General features: G+C 66.7%; 13 protein-coding genes. 4 read left to right on the forward strand and 9 right to left on the reverse strand.

Translation table 11 applies throughout. The features are described from left to right. Positions 1–54: 54 nt before the first annotated feature. The 4 genes from ACOQOP_RS09810 to ACOQOP_RS09825 all read left to right on the forward strand — a co-directional run bounded on the left by ACOQOP_RS09810 (position 55) and on the right by ACOQOP_RS09825 (position 3,725). Positions 55–555 carry a GNAT family N-acetyltransferase gene (locus ACOQOP_RS09810; RefSeq protein ID WP_420566149.1) on the forward strand — a complete coding sequence of 167 codons (501 nt, stop codon included), beginning with the start codon at positions 55–57 and terminating at the stop codon, positions 553–555. A 150-nt stretch (positions 556–705) separates the two neighbouring features. Next, positions 706–1,302 (forward strand): TRAP transporter small permease subunit, encoded by a 597-nt coding sequence (locus ACOQOP_RS09815; RefSeq protein ID WP_420566150.1) that lies wholly within the window; start codon positions 706–708, stop codon positions 1,300–1,302. Further along, positions 1,302–2,627 (forward strand): TRAP transporter large permease, encoded by a 1,326-nt coding sequence (locus tag ACOQOP_RS09820; RefSeq protein ID WP_420566151.1) that lies wholly within the window; start codon positions 1,302–1,304, stop codon positions 2,625–2,627. The genes ACOQOP_RS09815 and ACOQOP_RS09820 overlap by 1 nt, the downstream gene beginning before the upstream one ends. 63 nt (positions 2,628–2,690) lie before the next feature. Next, complete coding sequence (locus tag ACOQOP_RS09825) at positions 2,691–3,725, forward strand: TRAP transporter substrate-binding protein (RefSeq protein WP_420566152.1); 1,035 nt, start codon at positions 2,691–2,693, stop codon at positions 3,723–3,725. A gap of 56 nt (positions 3,726–3,781) precedes the next feature. On the opposite strand, the gene ACOQOP_RS09830 is transcribed toward ACOQOP_RS09825, so the two are convergent. The 9 genes from ACOQOP_RS09830 to ACOQOP_RS09870 all read right to left on the reverse strand — a co-directional run bounded on the left by ACOQOP_RS09830 (position 3,782) and on the right by ACOQOP_RS09870 (position 15,460). Then, on the reverse strand, positions 3,782–4,192 hold the full coding sequence (locus tag ACOQOP_RS09830) for a cupin domain-containing protein (protein ID WP_420566153.1): 411 nt from the start codon (positions 4,190–4,192) through the stop codon (positions 3,782–3,784). 84 nt (positions 4,193–4,276) lie between these two features. Continuing rightward, positions 4,277–4,693 carry a response regulator gene (locus ACOQOP_RS09835; protein WP_420566154.1) on the reverse strand — a complete coding sequence of 139 codons (417 nt, stop codon included), beginning with the start codon at positions 4,691–4,693 and terminating at the stop codon, positions 4,277–4,279. 70 nt (positions 4,694–4,763) lie between these two features. Next, positions 4,764–7,874 carry an ATP-binding protein gene (locus ACOQOP_RS09840; RefSeq protein WP_420566155.1) on the reverse strand — a complete coding sequence of 1,037 codons (3,111 nt, stop codon included), beginning with the start codon at positions 7,872–7,874 and terminating at the stop codon, positions 4,764–4,766. Positions 7,875–8,227: 353 nt separating this feature from the next. Continuing rightward, a complete protein-coding gene (locus ACOQOP_RS09845; protein ID WP_420566156.1) occupies positions 8,228–9,604 on the reverse strand; it encodes an aspartate aminotransferase family protein in 1,377 nt (458 codons plus the stop codon). 95 nt (positions 9,605–9,699) lie between these two features. Beyond that, the gene (locus ACOQOP_RS09850) at positions 9,700–10,689 is read right to left on the reverse strand and encodes a cyclodeaminase (protein ID WP_420566157.1); all 990 of its coding nucleotides are present in this window, start codon (positions 10,687–10,689) and stop codon (positions 9,700–9,702) included. Continuing rightward, the gene (gene eutB / locus ACOQOP_RS09855; RefSeq protein WP_420566158.1) at positions 10,682–11,692 is read right to left on the reverse strand and encodes a hydroxyectoine utilization dehydratase EutB; all 1,011 of its coding nucleotides are present in this window, start codon (positions 11,690–11,692) and stop codon (positions 10,682–10,684) included. Before eutB ends, ACOQOP_RS09850 begins: the two co-directional genes overlap by 8 nt. A gap of 76 nt (positions 11,693–11,768) precedes the next feature. After that, positions 11,769–13,424 (reverse strand): ABC transporter ATP-binding protein, encoded by a 1,656-nt coding sequence (locus tag ACOQOP_RS09860; RefSeq protein ID WP_420566159.1) that lies wholly within the window; start codon positions 13,422–13,424, stop codon positions 11,769–11,771. Positions 13,425–13,428: 4 nt separating this feature from the next. Next, positions 13,429–14,490, reverse strand: a complete 1,062-nt coding sequence (locus tag ACOQOP_RS09865; RefSeq protein ID WP_420566160.1) for an ABC transporter permease — start codon at positions 14,488–14,490, stop codon at positions 13,429–13,431. A 10-nt stretch (positions 14,491–14,500) separates the two neighbouring features. Then, positions 14,501–15,460 carry an ABC transporter permease gene (locus ACOQOP_RS09870; protein WP_420566161.1) on the reverse strand — a complete coding sequence of 320 codons (960 nt, stop codon included), beginning with the start codon at positions 15,458–15,460 and terminating at the stop codon, positions 14,501–14,503. Positions 15,461–15,475: the final 15 nt, after the last annotated feature.

Genomic DNA, 15,475 nt, shown 5'->3' on the forward strand with positions numbered 1-15,475 from the left:
GGTTCGTTCGGTGCCAGGATTGAAGCATCGAAGTCCCTCTTCCGGAAGTCCGCGATGAACCCTGTGACCATCCGCCCGTCGGAGCCGTCCGACATACCGGCAATCACCGCCATCTACGCCCATCATGTGCTGAACGGCACCGCCTCCTTCGAGGAGGAGGCCCCCGGCGAACCGGAGATGGCCGAGCGCCGCGCCGGCGTCCTGGACGCGGGCTTCCCCTATATCGTCGCCGAGCGGGACGGCATGGTTCTCGGCTATGCCTATCTCAGCAAGTACCGGCCGCGCTCGGCCTACCGCTTCACCGTGGAGAACTCGATCTACATCGCCCATGACGCCATCCGGCAGGGCATCGGCCGGGCGCTGATGGCGGAGCTGCTGCGGGTCGCGGAAGCGGGGCCCTGGAAACAGATGATGGCGGTGATCAGCGATCCGGCCTCCGGATCGGAGGCGATGCACGCGGCCTTCGGCTTCCGCAAGGTCGGCCATATGGAGAAGATCGGCTTCAAGTTCGGCAAGTGGATCGACGTCGTTGTCATGCAGCGCGCCACCGGCTGACCCCCTGGAACGGGTCACCCCTGCTGACCTGATCGTGCTTGAACAGGACGCCCGTCCCCTGGAATAGTCGCGGAACTACATCGCTGCGTTGCGGTACCGCTCGGCACTGAACGCACTGGCTGAACGCCGTGAACGGCGGGAAGGGGGCCGATGCTGGGGATCATGCGCGGCTATGTGCGCGCCATAGAGGCGATGAACCGGGCCATCGGGCGCTGCGCGATGTATCTGGTCTTCGCGCTGATGGGCGTGCTGCTCTGGTCCTCGGCCTCGAAGACCTTCTTCGACCCGTCGCTCTGGACCCTGGAGACCGCGCAGTTCGTGATGGTCGCCTACTACATCCTGGGCGGCCCCTACTCCATCCAGCTCGGCTCCAATGTCCGCATGGACCTGTTCTACGGCGACTGGTCGCTGCGCACCAAGGCGTGGGTGGACAGCGTCACCGTGCTGTTCCTGATGTTCTATCTGGGTGTGCTGTTCTACGGCGCGGTCAGTTCCACCGCCTATTCGCTCGGCCATTTCGGCACCGAGCCCTTCGCCTTCTTCGGCGACCTGTTCTGGGCCTTCGTCAGCGGCGGACCGGACGCGGCGGCGGAGCAGATGGGCTATCTGGAGCGCAGCTCGACCGCCTGGCGGCCGTTCATCTGGCCGGTGAAGGTGATCCTGTGTCTTGGGGTGCTTCTCATGCTGCTGCAGGCGCTGGCGGAGCTGTTCAAGGATATCGACAGACTGCGGACCGGAGAGGCGTGATGTCCTACGAGCTGATCGCCGCCCTGATGTTCGCCTCGATGATGCTGATGCTGATGACCGGCCAGCGGGTGTTCGGCGCCATCGGCTTCGTCGGGGCCGCCGCCGGCGTGCTGCTCTGGGGCGTGGGCGGGGTGGAGATTCCCTTCGCCGCCGCCATGAAGCTGATGAAGTGGTATCCGCTGCTCACCCTGCCGATGTTCATCTTCATGGGCTACGTGCTGTCGGAAAGCCGGATCGCCGACGATCTCTACCGCATGTTCCATGTCTGGATGGGCCCGGTGCGCGGCGGGCTCGCCATCGGCACGATCGGTCTCATGGTGCTGATCTCCGCCATGAACGGCCTGTCGGTCGCCGGCATGGCGATCGGCGCCACCATCGCCCTGCCCGAGCTGCTGCGCCGGGGCTACGACAAGATCATGGTCACCGGCGTGATCCAGGCCGGCTCCTCGCTGGGCATCCTGGTGCCGCCCTCGGTCGTGCTGGTGCTCTACGCCATGATCGCCCGCCAGCCGGTGGGCCAGCTCTGGCTTGCCGGGGTCATGCCGGGGCTGATGATGGCCGGGCTGTTCATCGTCTACATCTACGTGCGCTGCCAGTTGCAGCCCCATCTCGGCCCGCCGCTGGACAAGGCCGAGCGCGAGCAGATCGACATGGCCGAGAAGCTTCGGCTGCTGCGCGCCGGCCTGCTGCCGCTGGCGATTTTCGCCGCCATGATGGTGCCCTTCGTCAACGGCTGGACCTCGCTGGTGGAGAGCTCGGCCATCGGCGCGCTCGCCGCCTTCATCGCCGCCGTGCTCAAGGGCCGGATGACCCGCGAGGTGTTCGAGAACACCACTCGCAACACCCTGGCGATCTCCTGCATGTTCATGTGGATCATCTTGGCGGCGCTGGGCTTCGGAGCAATCTTCGACGGGCTGGGGGCGGTCAAGGCGATTGAGGACCTGTTCACCCAGCAGCTGGGCTTGAGCCCCTGGACCATCCTGATCCTGATGCAGCTCAGCTTCATCATCATGGGCACGTTCCTGGACGACACCGCGATGCTGGTGATCGTCGCCCCACTCTACGTGCCGCTGGTCGGCGCGCTGGGCTTCGACCTGATCTGGTACGGCGTGCTCTACACGATCACCACCCAGATCGCCTACATGACCCCGCCCTTCGGCTACAACCTGTTCCTGATGCGCGCCATGGCCCCGCCGGAGATCAGCCTGGGCGACATCTACCGCTCCATCCTGCCCTTCGCCCTGGTCATGGTGATGGCGCTCGCCCTGGTGATGGTGTTCCCGCAGATCGCCCTGTGGCTGCCGGAGCTGGTCTACGGAAAATAGTTTTCGCCGCACCGCAAAATCCGGTCATCATGCCCGTCTCAACCAAAAGACTAGGAGGGCTTCATGACCACGAGACGCACATTTCTGAAGGGCGCCGCGGCGGCCGCCCCTGCCGCGGCGCTGGCGACCCCGGCGATCGCGCAGTCCACCATCAAATGGCGAATGCAGACCTATGCCGGCCCGGCGCTGGCCGAGCATGTGGTCAAACCGGCCATCGACATGTTCAACAAGATCGCCGGCGACCGCATGCAGATCGAGCTGTTCTTCGCCGACCAGCTCGTGCCCACCGGCGAGCTGTTCCGCGCCCTGCAGCGCGGCACCATCGACGCGGTGCAGTCGGACGACGACAGCATGGCCTCGCCGACGGAGGTCACCGTGTTCGGCGGCTACTTCCCCTTCGGCTCGCGCTACTCCCTGGACGTGCCGGTACTGTTCAACCAGTACGGCCTGGCCCAGATCTGGGAGGAGGAATACGCCAAGGTCGGGGTGAAGCACATCTCCGCCGGCGCCTGGGATCCCTGCCACTTCGCCACCAAGGACCCGATCCGCTCGCTGAAGGACCTGGAAGGCAAGCGGGTCTTCACCTTCCCCACCGCCGGCCGTTTCCTCACCCAGTTCGGCGTGGTACCGGTCACCCTGCCCTGGGAGGACATCGAGGTCGCGGTGCAGACCGGCGAGTTGGACGGCATCGCCTGGTCCGGCATCACCGAGGACTACACGGTCGGCTGGGCCGACGTGACCAACTACTTCCTGACCAACAACATCTCCGGCGCCTGGTGCGGCTCGTTCTTCGCCAATATGGGCCGCTGGGAGGAGCTGCCGGAGGATCTTCAGACCCTGTTCCGGGTGTGCTGCGACCAGTCGCATTATTACCGGCAGTATTGGTACTGGGGTGGGGAGGCGAGCCTGCGGGTGCACGGCACCAAACTGGAGCTGACCACCATCCCTGACGCCGAATGGGCGACGGTGGAGGCGGCGGCCCGGGTGTTCTGGGACGAGATCGCTGCGGAATCCCCGCTCAAGGCGAAGGTCGTGGAGATCTTCAAGAAGTACAACGAGGACATGGAGAAGGCCGGGCGGCCGTACCGCTATACCTGACCTGACGCCTCGGTCCCGGAGCGGCGGCGGGTCCGCCGCTCCGAAGGCCAGAAGACTTACTCGGCCGCCTCGGCCGGCGCGTCGACGATCCGGGTCTCGAAATTCGCCGGCGAGACGATCTCCAGCAGTTCCATGTCCGGCGAGCACTCGATCTCCCGGTGCGGGATCAGCGGCCGCTGGTTGATGCAGTCGCCCTCGCGGATGGTGTGCACGCCCTCGCCGGCATATTCGAACTTGGCCCAGCCCTTGAGCACGTAGACCATCTGGAAGTCGCAGTCATGGACGTGCCAGTGCTGCACCTCGTCGGTGTCCTTGCGGCCGTTCGCCTTCACGATATGGGCGACGTAGTCACCGTTGGTCGCGTCCTTCACGCCGAGGTCGCGGTACTCGAAGATCTTGCGCATGCCCTCGGTGAAGACCGCATTGGCGGCTTCGTTGTGGCTGAACTTCCAGCTTTCCTTGCCCATCGTATCCTCTCTCTTTGTCGGCTGTTCTAATTATTGGGGAAACGATAACGCGCACGGCAGCGCGCGCCAACGGGTCGGATGCGCTCAGGCCGGGGTCGGGAACAGCACGGCATCGAGCCGCTGCTTGAGCTGCTTGGGCGAGACCGGCTTCACCAGATAGCCGTCCACCCGCAGGTCCTTGGCCTCCACCACCGTGTTGCGCTCGGCATCGGCGGTCAGGAAGATCACCGGGATCCGGGTGAATTCGGGCTTGCCGAGGGAGCGCAGCTTGCGCAGGAAGCTGAGACCGTCGATCGGTTCCATATGGATGTCGCACAGGATGACCTGCGGACTCACACGCAGCAGTTCCTTGAAGCCGTCGGCGCCGTTGGCGACGTCGTGGATCATCCGAAACCCGATCTGCCGCAGCAGGCGGCAGATGATCTGACGGATATGGGCCTCATCCTCGAGTACCAGGATGCGGATGTTCTCGTAGGGGTTCGCCTGATTGAAATCGGTCATCGCCCTGCCCCTCCTCGCCGCCCGACATGCTCGAACTGCCCGGAAAATCATCGCCCAGATCGTGCAGGGATCACAACGTCATAATTTTAGGCAAAAGCTCCTGGAATTCCTCAAGGGTCGGCGGCAGCAGCTCGGCCATGATGCCGGCCATCTCCAGCTCGTCATCGTCGAGATAGTCCTGCAGGTCCGCCGCGATCCGGCCGAGCCGCTTGGCGCCGACGGACAGCGCGGCCCCTTTGAGGGAGTGGGCGGCATCGCGCGCTCGCTTGGCGTCGCCCGCCGCCAGCGCCGCCTCGATCTCGGCGATCCGCCCGGGCCAGGCCGCCGCCGCCCCGCGGATCAGTTCCTTGGCCTCGTCGTCCAGCACCCCGAAGGTCTCGGTCAGCGTGGCCGGGTCGAAGATCTCCGGGTCCCAGTCGACCACAGGACCAACTGACGCCTCGACCGGATCCTCGACCGCCGTCTGGCGCAGGTCCAGCCCCTGGGGCAGATACCGGGCGAGCGCCGCACCCAGCTTCCGGCTGTCGATCGGCTTGGTGAGATAGCCGTCCATCCCCGCCGCGGTGCAGCTCTCCTCCGTCCCGGCAAGCGCGTCGGCGGTCAAAGCCACGATCGGCAGGCGTCCGCCTTCCTCGGCCTCGCGGGCGCGCACCGCCCGGGCCAGCTCGAACCCGTCCATCACAGGCATGTTCACGTCGGTCAGCAGCAGCCCGTATCCGTCGGCCGCCGCCAGCCGCTCCAGGGCCACCGCACCGTTCTCCACGATCTCGCAGGCAAACCCCATCCGGCCGAGCATCTGGCGGACGACCACCTGATTGGTCTCGTTGTCCTCGGCCACCAGGACCAGGGCGCCGGCCGCGCGTGCGACTTCCACCGGGGGAGCCGCGAAGGCCATGTCGTCGCGCTGCTCGACCTCGATCTCCTCCACCGGCCGCAGCCCCAGCCCGATCGCCGCCGCCCGCCACAGGCTCTCGCGGGTCACCGGCACGGTCAGCAGCGTGCTCGCCCGGGCCTTCAGTGCCGGCGAGAGGTCGGAAATCTCCCCGCGATAGCCGAGGAAGGCGATATGCCCCTCCAGCCGATCGAGATCCGCCGCCGACGGACCCTCAGAGGCGCAGCGCAGGACCCAGAGGCTCCGGGCTCCCGACGCCTCCGCCATCGAGGCCATCCGGTCGATCCGCTCAATCCCGGTGGCCCGCAGATAGATCTCAGCCACCTCGGCCATCCGGTCGGACAGGCCCACCAGCCCGACTGAGGCCGCGGACAGGTCGTCCGGATAGCGGGGGACCGTGTCGCCGACCGCGGCCAGGGGCAGCTCGAACCAGAAGGTCGACCCCGCGCCCGCCTCGCTGTCCACCCCGATGGCGCCATCCATCAGCTCGGTCAGCCGCTGGCAGATCGACAGGCCAAGCCCGGTGCCGCCGTATTTCCGCGAGGTCGAGCTGTCGGCCTGCACGAAGGCCTGGAACAGCCGGGCGCGCTGCTCCTCGGTGAGGCCGATGCCGGTATCCGTCACCTCGAAGCGCAGCCGTTCGGCGGTCTCACTGTCCTGCCGCTCCGCATCGATCCGGCGCACGCGGATATCAATCCGGCCCGCGTCGGTGAACTTCACCGCATTGCCGCCCAGGTTCAGCAGGATCTGCCGCAGGCGGGTCGGGTCGCCCAGGCGCTGGTCGACCAGGGTCGGGTCGGTATGAACGACCAGGTCGAGCCCCTTGGCCTCGGCCCGCGGCGCCAGCAGCTCCGCCGAGCCGTTGACCACGGACATCAGCGAGAACTCGACCGTCTCGATCTCCAGCTTGCCGGCCTCGATCTTCGAGAAGTCCAGGATATCGTTGATAATGGTCAGCAGGGCCGTGGCCGAGTCGATGATGATGCGTGCCATGCGCCGCTGCTCGCCGTCCAGCCGGGTGAGGCCCAGCAGCTCGGCCATCGACATCACCCCGTTCATCGGCGTTCGGATCTCGTGGCTCATGGTGGCGAGGAAGGTGGACTTGGCCTGGGTTGCCGCCTCGGCGATGTCGCGCGCCTCGATCAGTTCGGCCTCGGCCTGGCGGCGCAGGGCCATCTCCACCTGCAGCTTGACCGCGTAGGAGGCCACGACCCCGAACACCACCACCGCCACGAAGGCGAACAGCACGTTGCGGTAGACCACCGCCCGCGCTCCGGCGAGCACCTGCTCCAGATCCCGCGCCAGATAGATCTGCATCGGCATCGCCCGGGCCGGATCCAGATCCGACTTGGTGGTCAGGTAGCTGCGGCCCTCGGCCTCGACCACCTGCAGCGACGGCCCCTCCTTGAGCTGACGCGGGGCCAGGCTCTCGAACGAGGCGGGATCGCGATAGCGCTCCAGGAACTCCGTGGTGCTCGGCCCGAGCTCGTCGCGTTTCTCGGCCAGCTGGGGATGGCCCAACACGGAGTCCGCCAGATCGGTGGCGAAGACGATGTCGGCCGCCTGGGCCAGGGCGGAGGAGGTGGTCAGCAGGGTCTGGGACAGGGAGCTGAGGGAGAGATCGACGCCGAGCACGGCCCAGAGCGACCCGTCCGCATTGAAGATCGGCTGGGCGTAGGTGACGCCGAGCCTGCCGCTGGAGGCGAACTCATAGACGTCGGTCCAATGGGCCTGACCGTCCGCCGCCACGAGCTGGTACCAGCCCCGGGTGCGCGGGTCGTAGGGCTGGGTGACGCGCGGCGACAACCGTGCGCGGCCGGTCTCCGGGTCATAGATCTGCCATCGGCCGCGCGGATTGATCGCCGGGGTATCGATGATCCGACGATAGATCCCGCGGCTGGCCCTGTCCCCTGCGGACGAGCGTTTCGGTCCGGCGACCTCCAGGTCCTGGACATGCAGGAACCGGCCGTCGGGAAATCCGAGAAACGCGCCGTTCATCTGCTCGAACTGGCGCACCGGCCCGGTGGCGATGGCGAAGAACAGGGTCGGCCACTGGTCCGGCGGGGCATGGAGGATGCCGGAATCCGCCACGGTCCCGCCGAGGGTCAGCGCCGGCTCGAACACGCTGTTGAGGGCCTGGGTGAACGCGACCGTGGCATCGCTCAGCTCATGGCCGGCATCGGAGACGAGCTCGTCGCGCTGGGCGTGGTAGACCCAGTAGGAAATACCCCCACTGCCGCACAGCACGACCAGGGCCAACGCCCAGAACATCACCCAGCGGCGAGCCAACAACGACCGATCCCCCCGACATCACGACGTGGAGGATACCCTACCGGTGATGCCTGGATACCGAAATCGGCGCGCGAGTGGGCAGGCGACGGGAACTTGGGGCGGATCGGTTCTGTTGGATGGTCCGGTGTTGGTCGGCAGATCCGGTCCCATCCGTCCGAGCGTTGATCCTGACGTGCGTCAGGATGACGAGAGGGGGCCGTTACAAGGGGTCACCCCACCCCCGCCGTAATCCTGACGCACGTCAGGATCAAGCCGCCTGCCCGTCAACCGCGAAAAAGGAAATCCCGGGCGGCACTATCCGGCCCGGGATCCAGTCAGCTTGCCAACGCCGGCAGGCGCCCCGGCACCCGTCAGAGTTCCGCAGACACCGTCTTCAGCGCGACCTGCGTGGCGGTGACGATCTTGTCGGCTTCCGCCTTGGTGAGGCAGAGCGGCGGGGCGAGGCCGAGGATGTCGCCCTGGGGCATCGCCCGGCCGATCACGCCCTCCTCCAGCAGCTTGGCCACGATCCGCGCCCCGACCTTCTTTGCCGGATCGAAGAAGGTTCGGTCCGTCTTGTCGGCGACGAACTCAACCGCACAGAGCAGCCCCTCGCCGCGCACCTCCCCTACATTGGGGTGATCGCCGATGGCGGCGTTCAGGGTCTGTTTGAGGTAGCTGCCGACGCTGCCGGCATTCTCCACCAGCCCCATGCTGTCGATCAGCTTCAGGTTGGCGACCCCGGCCGCCGCTCCGATCGGGTGGGCGGAGTAGGTCCAGCCATGACCGATCGGCCCCAGCTCGTCGGTCCCCTGCTCCAACACCTTCCACACCCGGTCGGAGACGATCGAGCCGGAGAGTGGCGCATAGGCCGAGGTCAGGCCCTTGGCGATGGTGATGAAATCCGGGCGGATGCCGTAATGGTCGGAGCCGAACATCGAGCCGAGCCGCCCGAAGCCGGTCACCACCTCGTCGGCGATCAGCAGAATGTCATGCTTGTCCAACACCGCCTGGATCGCCGGCCAGTAGCCTTCCGGCGGCGGGACGAGGCCGCCGGTGCCGAGCGCCGGTTCGCCGATGAAGGCGGCGATGGTATCGGCCCCCTCGCGCTCGATCAGCGCCTCCAGGTCGGCCACGCATTCGGCGACGAACTCGGCCTCGCTGCTGGCGAGGTTCGGCCGGCGGTAATAGACCGGGGCCGTGGTGTGCAGGATGCGGTCCAGCGGCAGGTCGAACTTCTTGTGGAACAGCTCCAGTCCGGTGAGCGAACCGGTGACCAGCCCCGAGCCGTGATAGCCGCGCCAGCGCGAGATGATCTTCTTCTTCTCCGGGCGGCCGAGGATGTTGTTGTAGTACCAGACCAGCTTGACGTTGGTCTCGTTGGCGTCGGAACCGCCAAGGCCGAAATACACCTTCGACATGCCGGCTGGCGCGCGGTCCATGACCATCTGCGCGAGCGTGATGGACGCCTCGGTGCCATGGCCGACATAGGCATGGTAGTAGGCCAGCTCCTTCGCCTGTTCGGCGATCGCCTCGGCGATCTCGCTGCGGCCGTAGCCCACATTCACGCAGTACAGGCCGGCGAACCCGTCGAGCAGCCGGTTGCCGTCGCGATCCTCGATATAGACGCCGGAGCCGCCGGTGACGATGCGGTTCGGGCTCTCACCGCGGGCGTGCTGGGCCAGATGGGTGGAGGGATGGAAGAAGGACTCCCGGTCCCACTTGTCGAGCTGGTCGTTGGTCAGCATGGCCGCCTACCTCGCGCTGTCAGAAATGCCGGTTACTCCCCGGACATCGCCCATATCGCCCGCCGCTGCAACCCTAGTGGCCGGATCTGTGCCGATCAGGCGCGGATCACCGTGCCGGTCGAGCGTTCCTTCGCCCGGGCGGCGGCGAAGCTGGCGATCGCCGTGTCCTGGGCGCCGGTGCCGGTGAGGTCGACCAGGGTGATGTCGTCCAGGCTCTTGCGGCCCAGGGCCGGCTCGCCGACCACCATGCCGAGTTCGGCATAGGTCCGATCCTCCGGCACGGCACGGGCCACCAGCGCGCTGCGCAGCTCGCCCTGGGTGCGGCACTGGCTCTCCCGGTCGGGGACATAGACCGAGAGCTTCTCGAACACCGCCGGGTCGATCTCGTTCTTGCCGGGCTGATCGGAGCCCATGGCAGTTATGTGCAGGCCCGGATGCAGCCACTCGGCCCGCAGGACCGGCTCGCGCGCCGGGGTGGTCGTGACAACGAGCTGGCTTTCACCCACGACCCGGGAGGGGTCGGCTTCCGCCACCGTCTCGATCCCCAGCCGCTCCGCGATGTCACTGGCGCAGTGCTCCGCCTTCACCGGATCGCGGCCCCAGACCAGCACCCGCTCGAACGGCCGCACCAGGCGCGCCGCCTCGATCTGCAGCCGCGCCTGCACCCCCGTGCCGAGCACCCCGGCGGTGCGCACCTCGGGCGCCAGATGCCGGGCGGCGACCGCACCGGCCGCAGCCGTACGGATGTCGGTCAGGTAGCCGTTGTCGAGCATCAGCGCCTCGACCAGGCCGGTCTTGGCGGAGAACAGCACCATCAGGCCGTTGAGACTTGGCAGACCGATCTTCGGGTTGTCGAAGAAGCCGGGACTGACCTTGATCGCGAACCCGTCGAATCCGGGCAGATAGGCGGTCTTCACGTCCACCTCGCCATTGGCGGCGGGCAGGTCCATCGAGAGGATCGGGGGCATCACCACCCCCTCCCCCGCCAGGGCGGCAAAGGCGCTCTCGACCACGTCGACCGCCGCCTCGTCCAGAGGCACCAGATCGCGCAGGTCGGCTTCGGTCAGGATGGAGATGTCATGCATGATAGGGCTGTCCGCTGAGGGTGAGGTCGCCGAGCACCACGTCGCGGCCCTGCATGATGTCGGCATGGGTCGTCATATCGAGATTGCGCCCGGTGATGATCGTCGCGATCGGGCCGGGCGACGGGGCCAGCTTGCCAGCCTGGAGTGCCGCGATCCCGACCACGCAGGCGCCTTCGCAGACCAGCCGATCCTCGTAATAGACGGTCTGCAATGCCCGGTAGATCTCCGGCTCGCTGACCAGGACCACGTCGTCCAGCAGGCTGCGGCAGAGCTGGAAGGAGAAGCGGTTGTCGAGACCGATGCCGCCGCCCAGGGAATCCGCCAGGCTCGCCACCTCCTCAACCTCCATCGGCCGGCCGGCGGTAATCGAGGCGTGCATGGCGGCTCCCCGGTCCATCGAGATGCCGATCACCCGCACCGACGGCTTCACCGCCTTGATCGCCGCCGCGATCCCGCCGGCGAGCCCGCCCCCGGAGAGCGGCACCAGCACGGTGGCCAGGTCCGGACACTGCTCCAGCAGCTCCAGGCCGATGGTGCCCTGCCCGGCGATGACGGCCGGGTCGTCGAAGGGCGAGATCTCCACCAGCCCCTCCTCGGCGACCAGGCGGCGGCTGTGGGCCATCGCCTCGTCCTGGGAGCGGCCGACGATCTGCACCTCAGCGCCCAATGCCCTGATCCCGTCGATCTTGGTCTGCGGGACCAGCGACGACATGCAAATCACCGCCCGCAACCCGCGCCGGCGGGCGGCATAGGCCACGCCGCGCCCGTGATTGCCGGTGGAACAGCAGGTCACGCCCGCGGTCCCCTCGGGCAGCCCCATCACCGCGTTGGCCGCACCGCGCAGCTTGAAGGCGCCGATCGGCTGGGCGATCTCCAGCTTGAGCAGGAAGTCCTGGCCGGCCAGGGCCGACAGATGCGGCGACGGCACCAGAGGCGTGGTCACCGCCGTGCCGGCGATCGTCCGACGGGCCGCCTCGATCTCGCTGAGGGATACGGACGCCATCGTCTCCTCGGGCCGACGCTGAAACGAAAACGGGAAGGCAGACACCGCCTGCCTTCCCGAACAATGCACGCGACGGTCAGACGGTCGCCGCCTCGCCGATATTGTCGACCCCGCGCTCCTCGAGCACGGTGGTCAGCCAGTTCGGATCCATCTCCGGCACCGACGACAGCAGCAGGTCGGTATAGGGATGGTGCGGCGGGGTGAACATGTCGTTCTTCGGCCCGGCCTCGACCACCTCGCCCTGCTTCATGACCACCACCTCGTCGGCGATCGAGCGCACGGTGGCGAGATCGTGGGTGATGAACATATAGGCCAGGTTCAGCTCCTGCTGCAGCCGGTCGAGCAGCTTCAGGATGCCCTCGGCCACGAGTTGGTCCAGCGCGCTGGTCACCTCGTCGCAGATGATGAAGGTCGGCTCCGCCGCCAGCGCCCGGGCGATGCCGATACGCTGCTTCTGGCCGCCGGACAGCTCCGTCGGATAGCGGCTGTAGAACTTGGACGGCTCCAGCTCGATCAGGTCGAGCAGCTCGTCCACCCGGCTCTTCAGGGCGCCGCCCTTCAGGCCCATATAGAACTGCGCCGGCCGGCCGATGATGTCGCAGATCCGCACCTTCGGGTTCAGCGCGGTGTCGGCCATCTGATAGATCATCTGGGCCTGCCGCAGCTCCTCCTTGGAGCGGCTCTTGTAGCTCGGCGGCATCTCCTTGCCGTTCATCAGGATCTTGCCGCTGGTCGGCGGCAGGAGCCCGGTGATGCAGCGGGCCGTGGTCGACTTGCCCGAACCGGACTCGCCCACCACCGCCACGGTCATGCCGGCATAGATGTCGAAGGACACGTTGTGCAGGACCGGCGTGTCGCCGTAGGACGCGTCGACGTTCTGCACCGAGACCACCGGAACCGCACCGCCGCCCGGACGGTCCTTCTGCTCACGCTGAAAGCTGCGCACCGCCCAGAGCGACTTGGTGTAGTCCTCCTTCGGGCTCTTGAGCATGGTCTCGGTATCGGCTTCCTCGACCTCGTTACCCTTGAGCAGCACCTTGATGGTGTCGGCCATCTGCGCCACGACCGCGAGGTCGTGGGTGATGTAGATCGCCGCCGTGTTGAACTGCTCGACGATGTCGCGGATCGCCGCCAGCACCTCGATCTGGGTCGTCACGTCGAGGGCCGTGGTCGGCTCGTCGAAGATGATCAGGTCGGGGCGGCAGGCCATGGCCATGGCGGTCATGGCGCGCTGGAGCTGGCCGCCGGACACCTGGTGGGGATAGCGGAAGCCGATCTCCTGCGGATTGGGAAGACGCAGGCGCTCATAGAGCTCCATCGCGTCCTCCTGCGCCTCCATCCGCTTGCGGATGCGGTAGTGGATCGGCGCCTCGGTGTGCTGGTCGATGATCTTGTGCGCCGGATTGAACGACGCCGCCGCCGACTGGGCCACATAGGCGATGCGCGATCCGCGCAGCGCCCGGCGGTCCGCCTCCGGCGTCGTCGTCAGCTCCATGCCGTCGAACTCGATCGACCCGCCGGAGATCCGGCAGCCGTCCCGGGCGAAGCCCATCGCCGCGAGGCCGATGGTCGACTTGCCGGCCCCGGACTCGCCGATCAGCCCCATCACCTCACCCTTGTGCAGGGTGAGGTCCACGCCGTGGACGATCTCGATCCACTTTTCGTCGGAATAGCCCTCGATCCGCAGGTCACGGATCTTGAGCAGGAGATCTTTCTCTTTCTTGTCAGCCATATCCTTACCCCTTCAGTCCGGAGGACCGGAACAGCATCCAGTCGACGACGAAGTTCACCGCCACGGTCAGCAGCGCGATGGCGCCGGCCGGGAACAGCGGCGTGATCTCGCCGAACGAGATCAGGGTGGCGTTCTCGCGCACCATGGAGCCCCAGTCCGCGGTCGGCGGCTGGATGCCCAGGCCCAGGAACGACAGACCCGCGACCAGCAGGAAGACGAAGCAGAACTCCAGCCCGAATTCCGCGATCAGCGGCGCGGTGGAGTTCGGCAGGATCTCCTTGCGGATCAGGTACCAGAGTCCCTCGCCGCGCAGCCGGGCCGCCTCGATGTAGTCCATCACCACCACGTTGCCGGCGACCGCCCGGGTGAGGCGGAAGACGCGCGGCGCGTAGATGATCGCGATGATGAAGATCAGCACGAAGGCGTTGGTGCCCATGATAGACAGCAGCAGCAGGGCGAAGATCAGCGATGGCACCGACATGATGACGTCGACCACCCGGCCCATGAGCTGGTCGAACCAACCGCCCATGGTCGCCGCGATCAGCCCGGCCATCGCGCCGAGGATGAAGGCGAAGGCGGTCGCCAGCAGGGCGATGCCGACCGTGTTCCTGGCTCCGTAGACCAGACGGCTGAACAGGTCGCGGCCGAGCTGGTCGGCCCCGAGCAGCATGTTCTCGTCCGCCGGCGCGAAGGCCCCGGCGATGACTTCGGCCTCGCCATAGGGAGCGATGACCGGCGCGAACACACCGGCGATCGCGTAGGTCATGATGACGAACAGCCCGAAGGTCGCCGTCAGGGGGGCGGTCTTGATCGCCTTGGAGCCCTCGCCCCACAGGACGATCACCAGGAATTCGCGGAACGCATAGGCCGTCCCGATGCACAAGGCGAGGATGCCGGCGCAGATGGTGATGGTCCACAGGGCGGACTCGCCGCCGATGATGCCGACGATGAACGACACCAGCGTCAGCGAGAACAGCAGCAGGAACGCCGAGCGCGCCGAGTAGTAGGCCGCCAGGCAGGATGCTCCGATGAGAAGCGCGTAGTATCCGATGACAAAGTAATTCATGACGCTTCCCTCACTTCGGATGACGCAGGCGGGGATTCGTGAGAATCGCTCCGACATCTGCTGCGAGGTTCAACAGGATGAACGTCGCCGCGAAGATCAGGCAGCAGGCCTGAACCACAGGGAAGTCGCGCTTGGTCACGCTGTCGACCAGAAGCTGGCCGATGCCCGGATAGACGAACACCACCTCGACCAGCACCACGCCGGTGATCAGATAGGCGAGGTTCAGCGCCACGACGTTGATGATCGGCGCCCAGGCATTGGGCAGGGCGTGCTTGACGATCACTTTCCAGGCCGGGGTGCCCTTGAGGCGGGCCATCTCGATATAGGGCGAGGCCAGCAGGTTGATGATCGACGCCCGGGTCATCCGCATCATGTGCGCGACGACCACGAGCACCATCGTCAGCGCCGGCAGGAAGGTCCGGTAATACAGCTCGAAGGTGCCGATATCCTGGAAATTCACGTTCGCCAGGGCCGGGAACCAGGGGTTCTTCACCGCCAGATACAGCACCAGCACATAGCCGAGGAAGAACTCCGGAGAGGAGATGGACGTCAGAGTCAGCACGTTGGCGACCCGGTCGAAGATGCTGTCGCGCAGCAGGGCGACGATGATGCCCAGGAGGATGGCGACCGGTACGGCGATCACCGCCGCGTAGCTCGCCAGGAACAGGGTCGCCGCGAAGCGCGGACCGATGGTATCCGCCACCGACCGCCCGGAGATCAGCGACACGCCGAAATCGCCCTGCACCGCGCCGCCGAGCCACTGCAGGTAGCGCACGATGGCGGGCTGGTTGAGGCCGAGCTGCTCGCGCAGCGCCTTCAGGTTCTCTTCGGTCGCCCCCTGCCCGAGGACGGCCTGGGCGATATCGCCTGGCAGCAGTTCAACTGCGAAAAAAATCAGGATGGAGATCACAAGCAGAGTGATCAATCCAAGGCCGAGCCGTTTGAGCACGATGCCCAATACGTCGCTCATCATCCGCCTCCTCTG

It is taken from the genome of Thalassobaculum sp. (assembly GCF_965223715.1).
Classification (GTDB): Bacteria; Pseudomonadota; Alphaproteobacteria; order Thalassobaculales; family Thalassobaculaceae; genus Thalassobaculum.

Coding starts and splice junctions, on each gene's coding strand:
- ACOQOP_RS09865 (WP_420566160.1), bottom strand. CDS start 14,490: ATGAATTACTTTGTCATCGGATACTACGCGCTTCTCATCGGAGCATCC.
- ACOQOP_RS09835 (WP_420566154.1), bottom strand. CDS start 4,693: ATGACCGATTTCAATCAGGCGAACCCCTACGAGAACATCCGCATCCTG.
- ACOQOP_RS09870 (WP_420566161.1), bottom strand. CDS start 15,460: ATGAGCGACGTATTGGGCATCGTGCTCAAACGGCTCGGCCTTGGATTG.
- ACOQOP_RS09820 (WP_420566151.1), top strand. CDS start 1,302: ATGTCCTACGAGCTGATCGCCGCCCTGATGTTCGCCTCGATGATGCTG.
- ACOQOP_RS09815 (WP_420566150.1), top strand. CDS start 706: ATGCTGGGGATCATGCGCGGCTATGTGCGCGCCATAGAGGCGATGAAC.
- ACOQOP_RS09850 (WP_420566157.1), bottom strand. CDS start 10,689: ATGCATGACATCTCCATCCTGACCGAAGCCGACCTGCGCGATCTGGTG.
- ACOQOP_RS09810 (WP_420566149.1), top strand. CDS start 55: ATGAACCCTGTGACCATCCGCCCGTCGGAGCCGTCCGACATACCGGCA.
- ACOQOP_RS09860 (WP_420566159.1), bottom strand. CDS start 13,424: ATGGCTGACAAGAAAGAGAAAGATCTCCTGCTCAAGATCCGTGACCTG.
- ACOQOP_RS09845 (WP_420566156.1), bottom strand. CDS start 9,604: ATGCTGACCAACGACCAGCTCGACAAGTGGGACCGGGAGTCCTTCTTC.
- ACOQOP_RS09830 (WP_420566153.1), bottom strand. CDS start 4,192: ATGGGCAAGGAAAGCTGGAAGTTCAGCCACAACGAAGCCGCCAATGCG.
- ACOQOP_RS09825 (WP_420566152.1), top strand. CDS start 2,691: ATGACCACGAGACGCACATTTCTGAAGGGCGCCGCGGCGGCCGCCCCT.
- eutB (WP_420566158.1), bottom strand. CDS start 11,692: ATGGCGTCCGTATCCCTCAGCGAGATCGAGGCGGCCCGTCGGACGATC.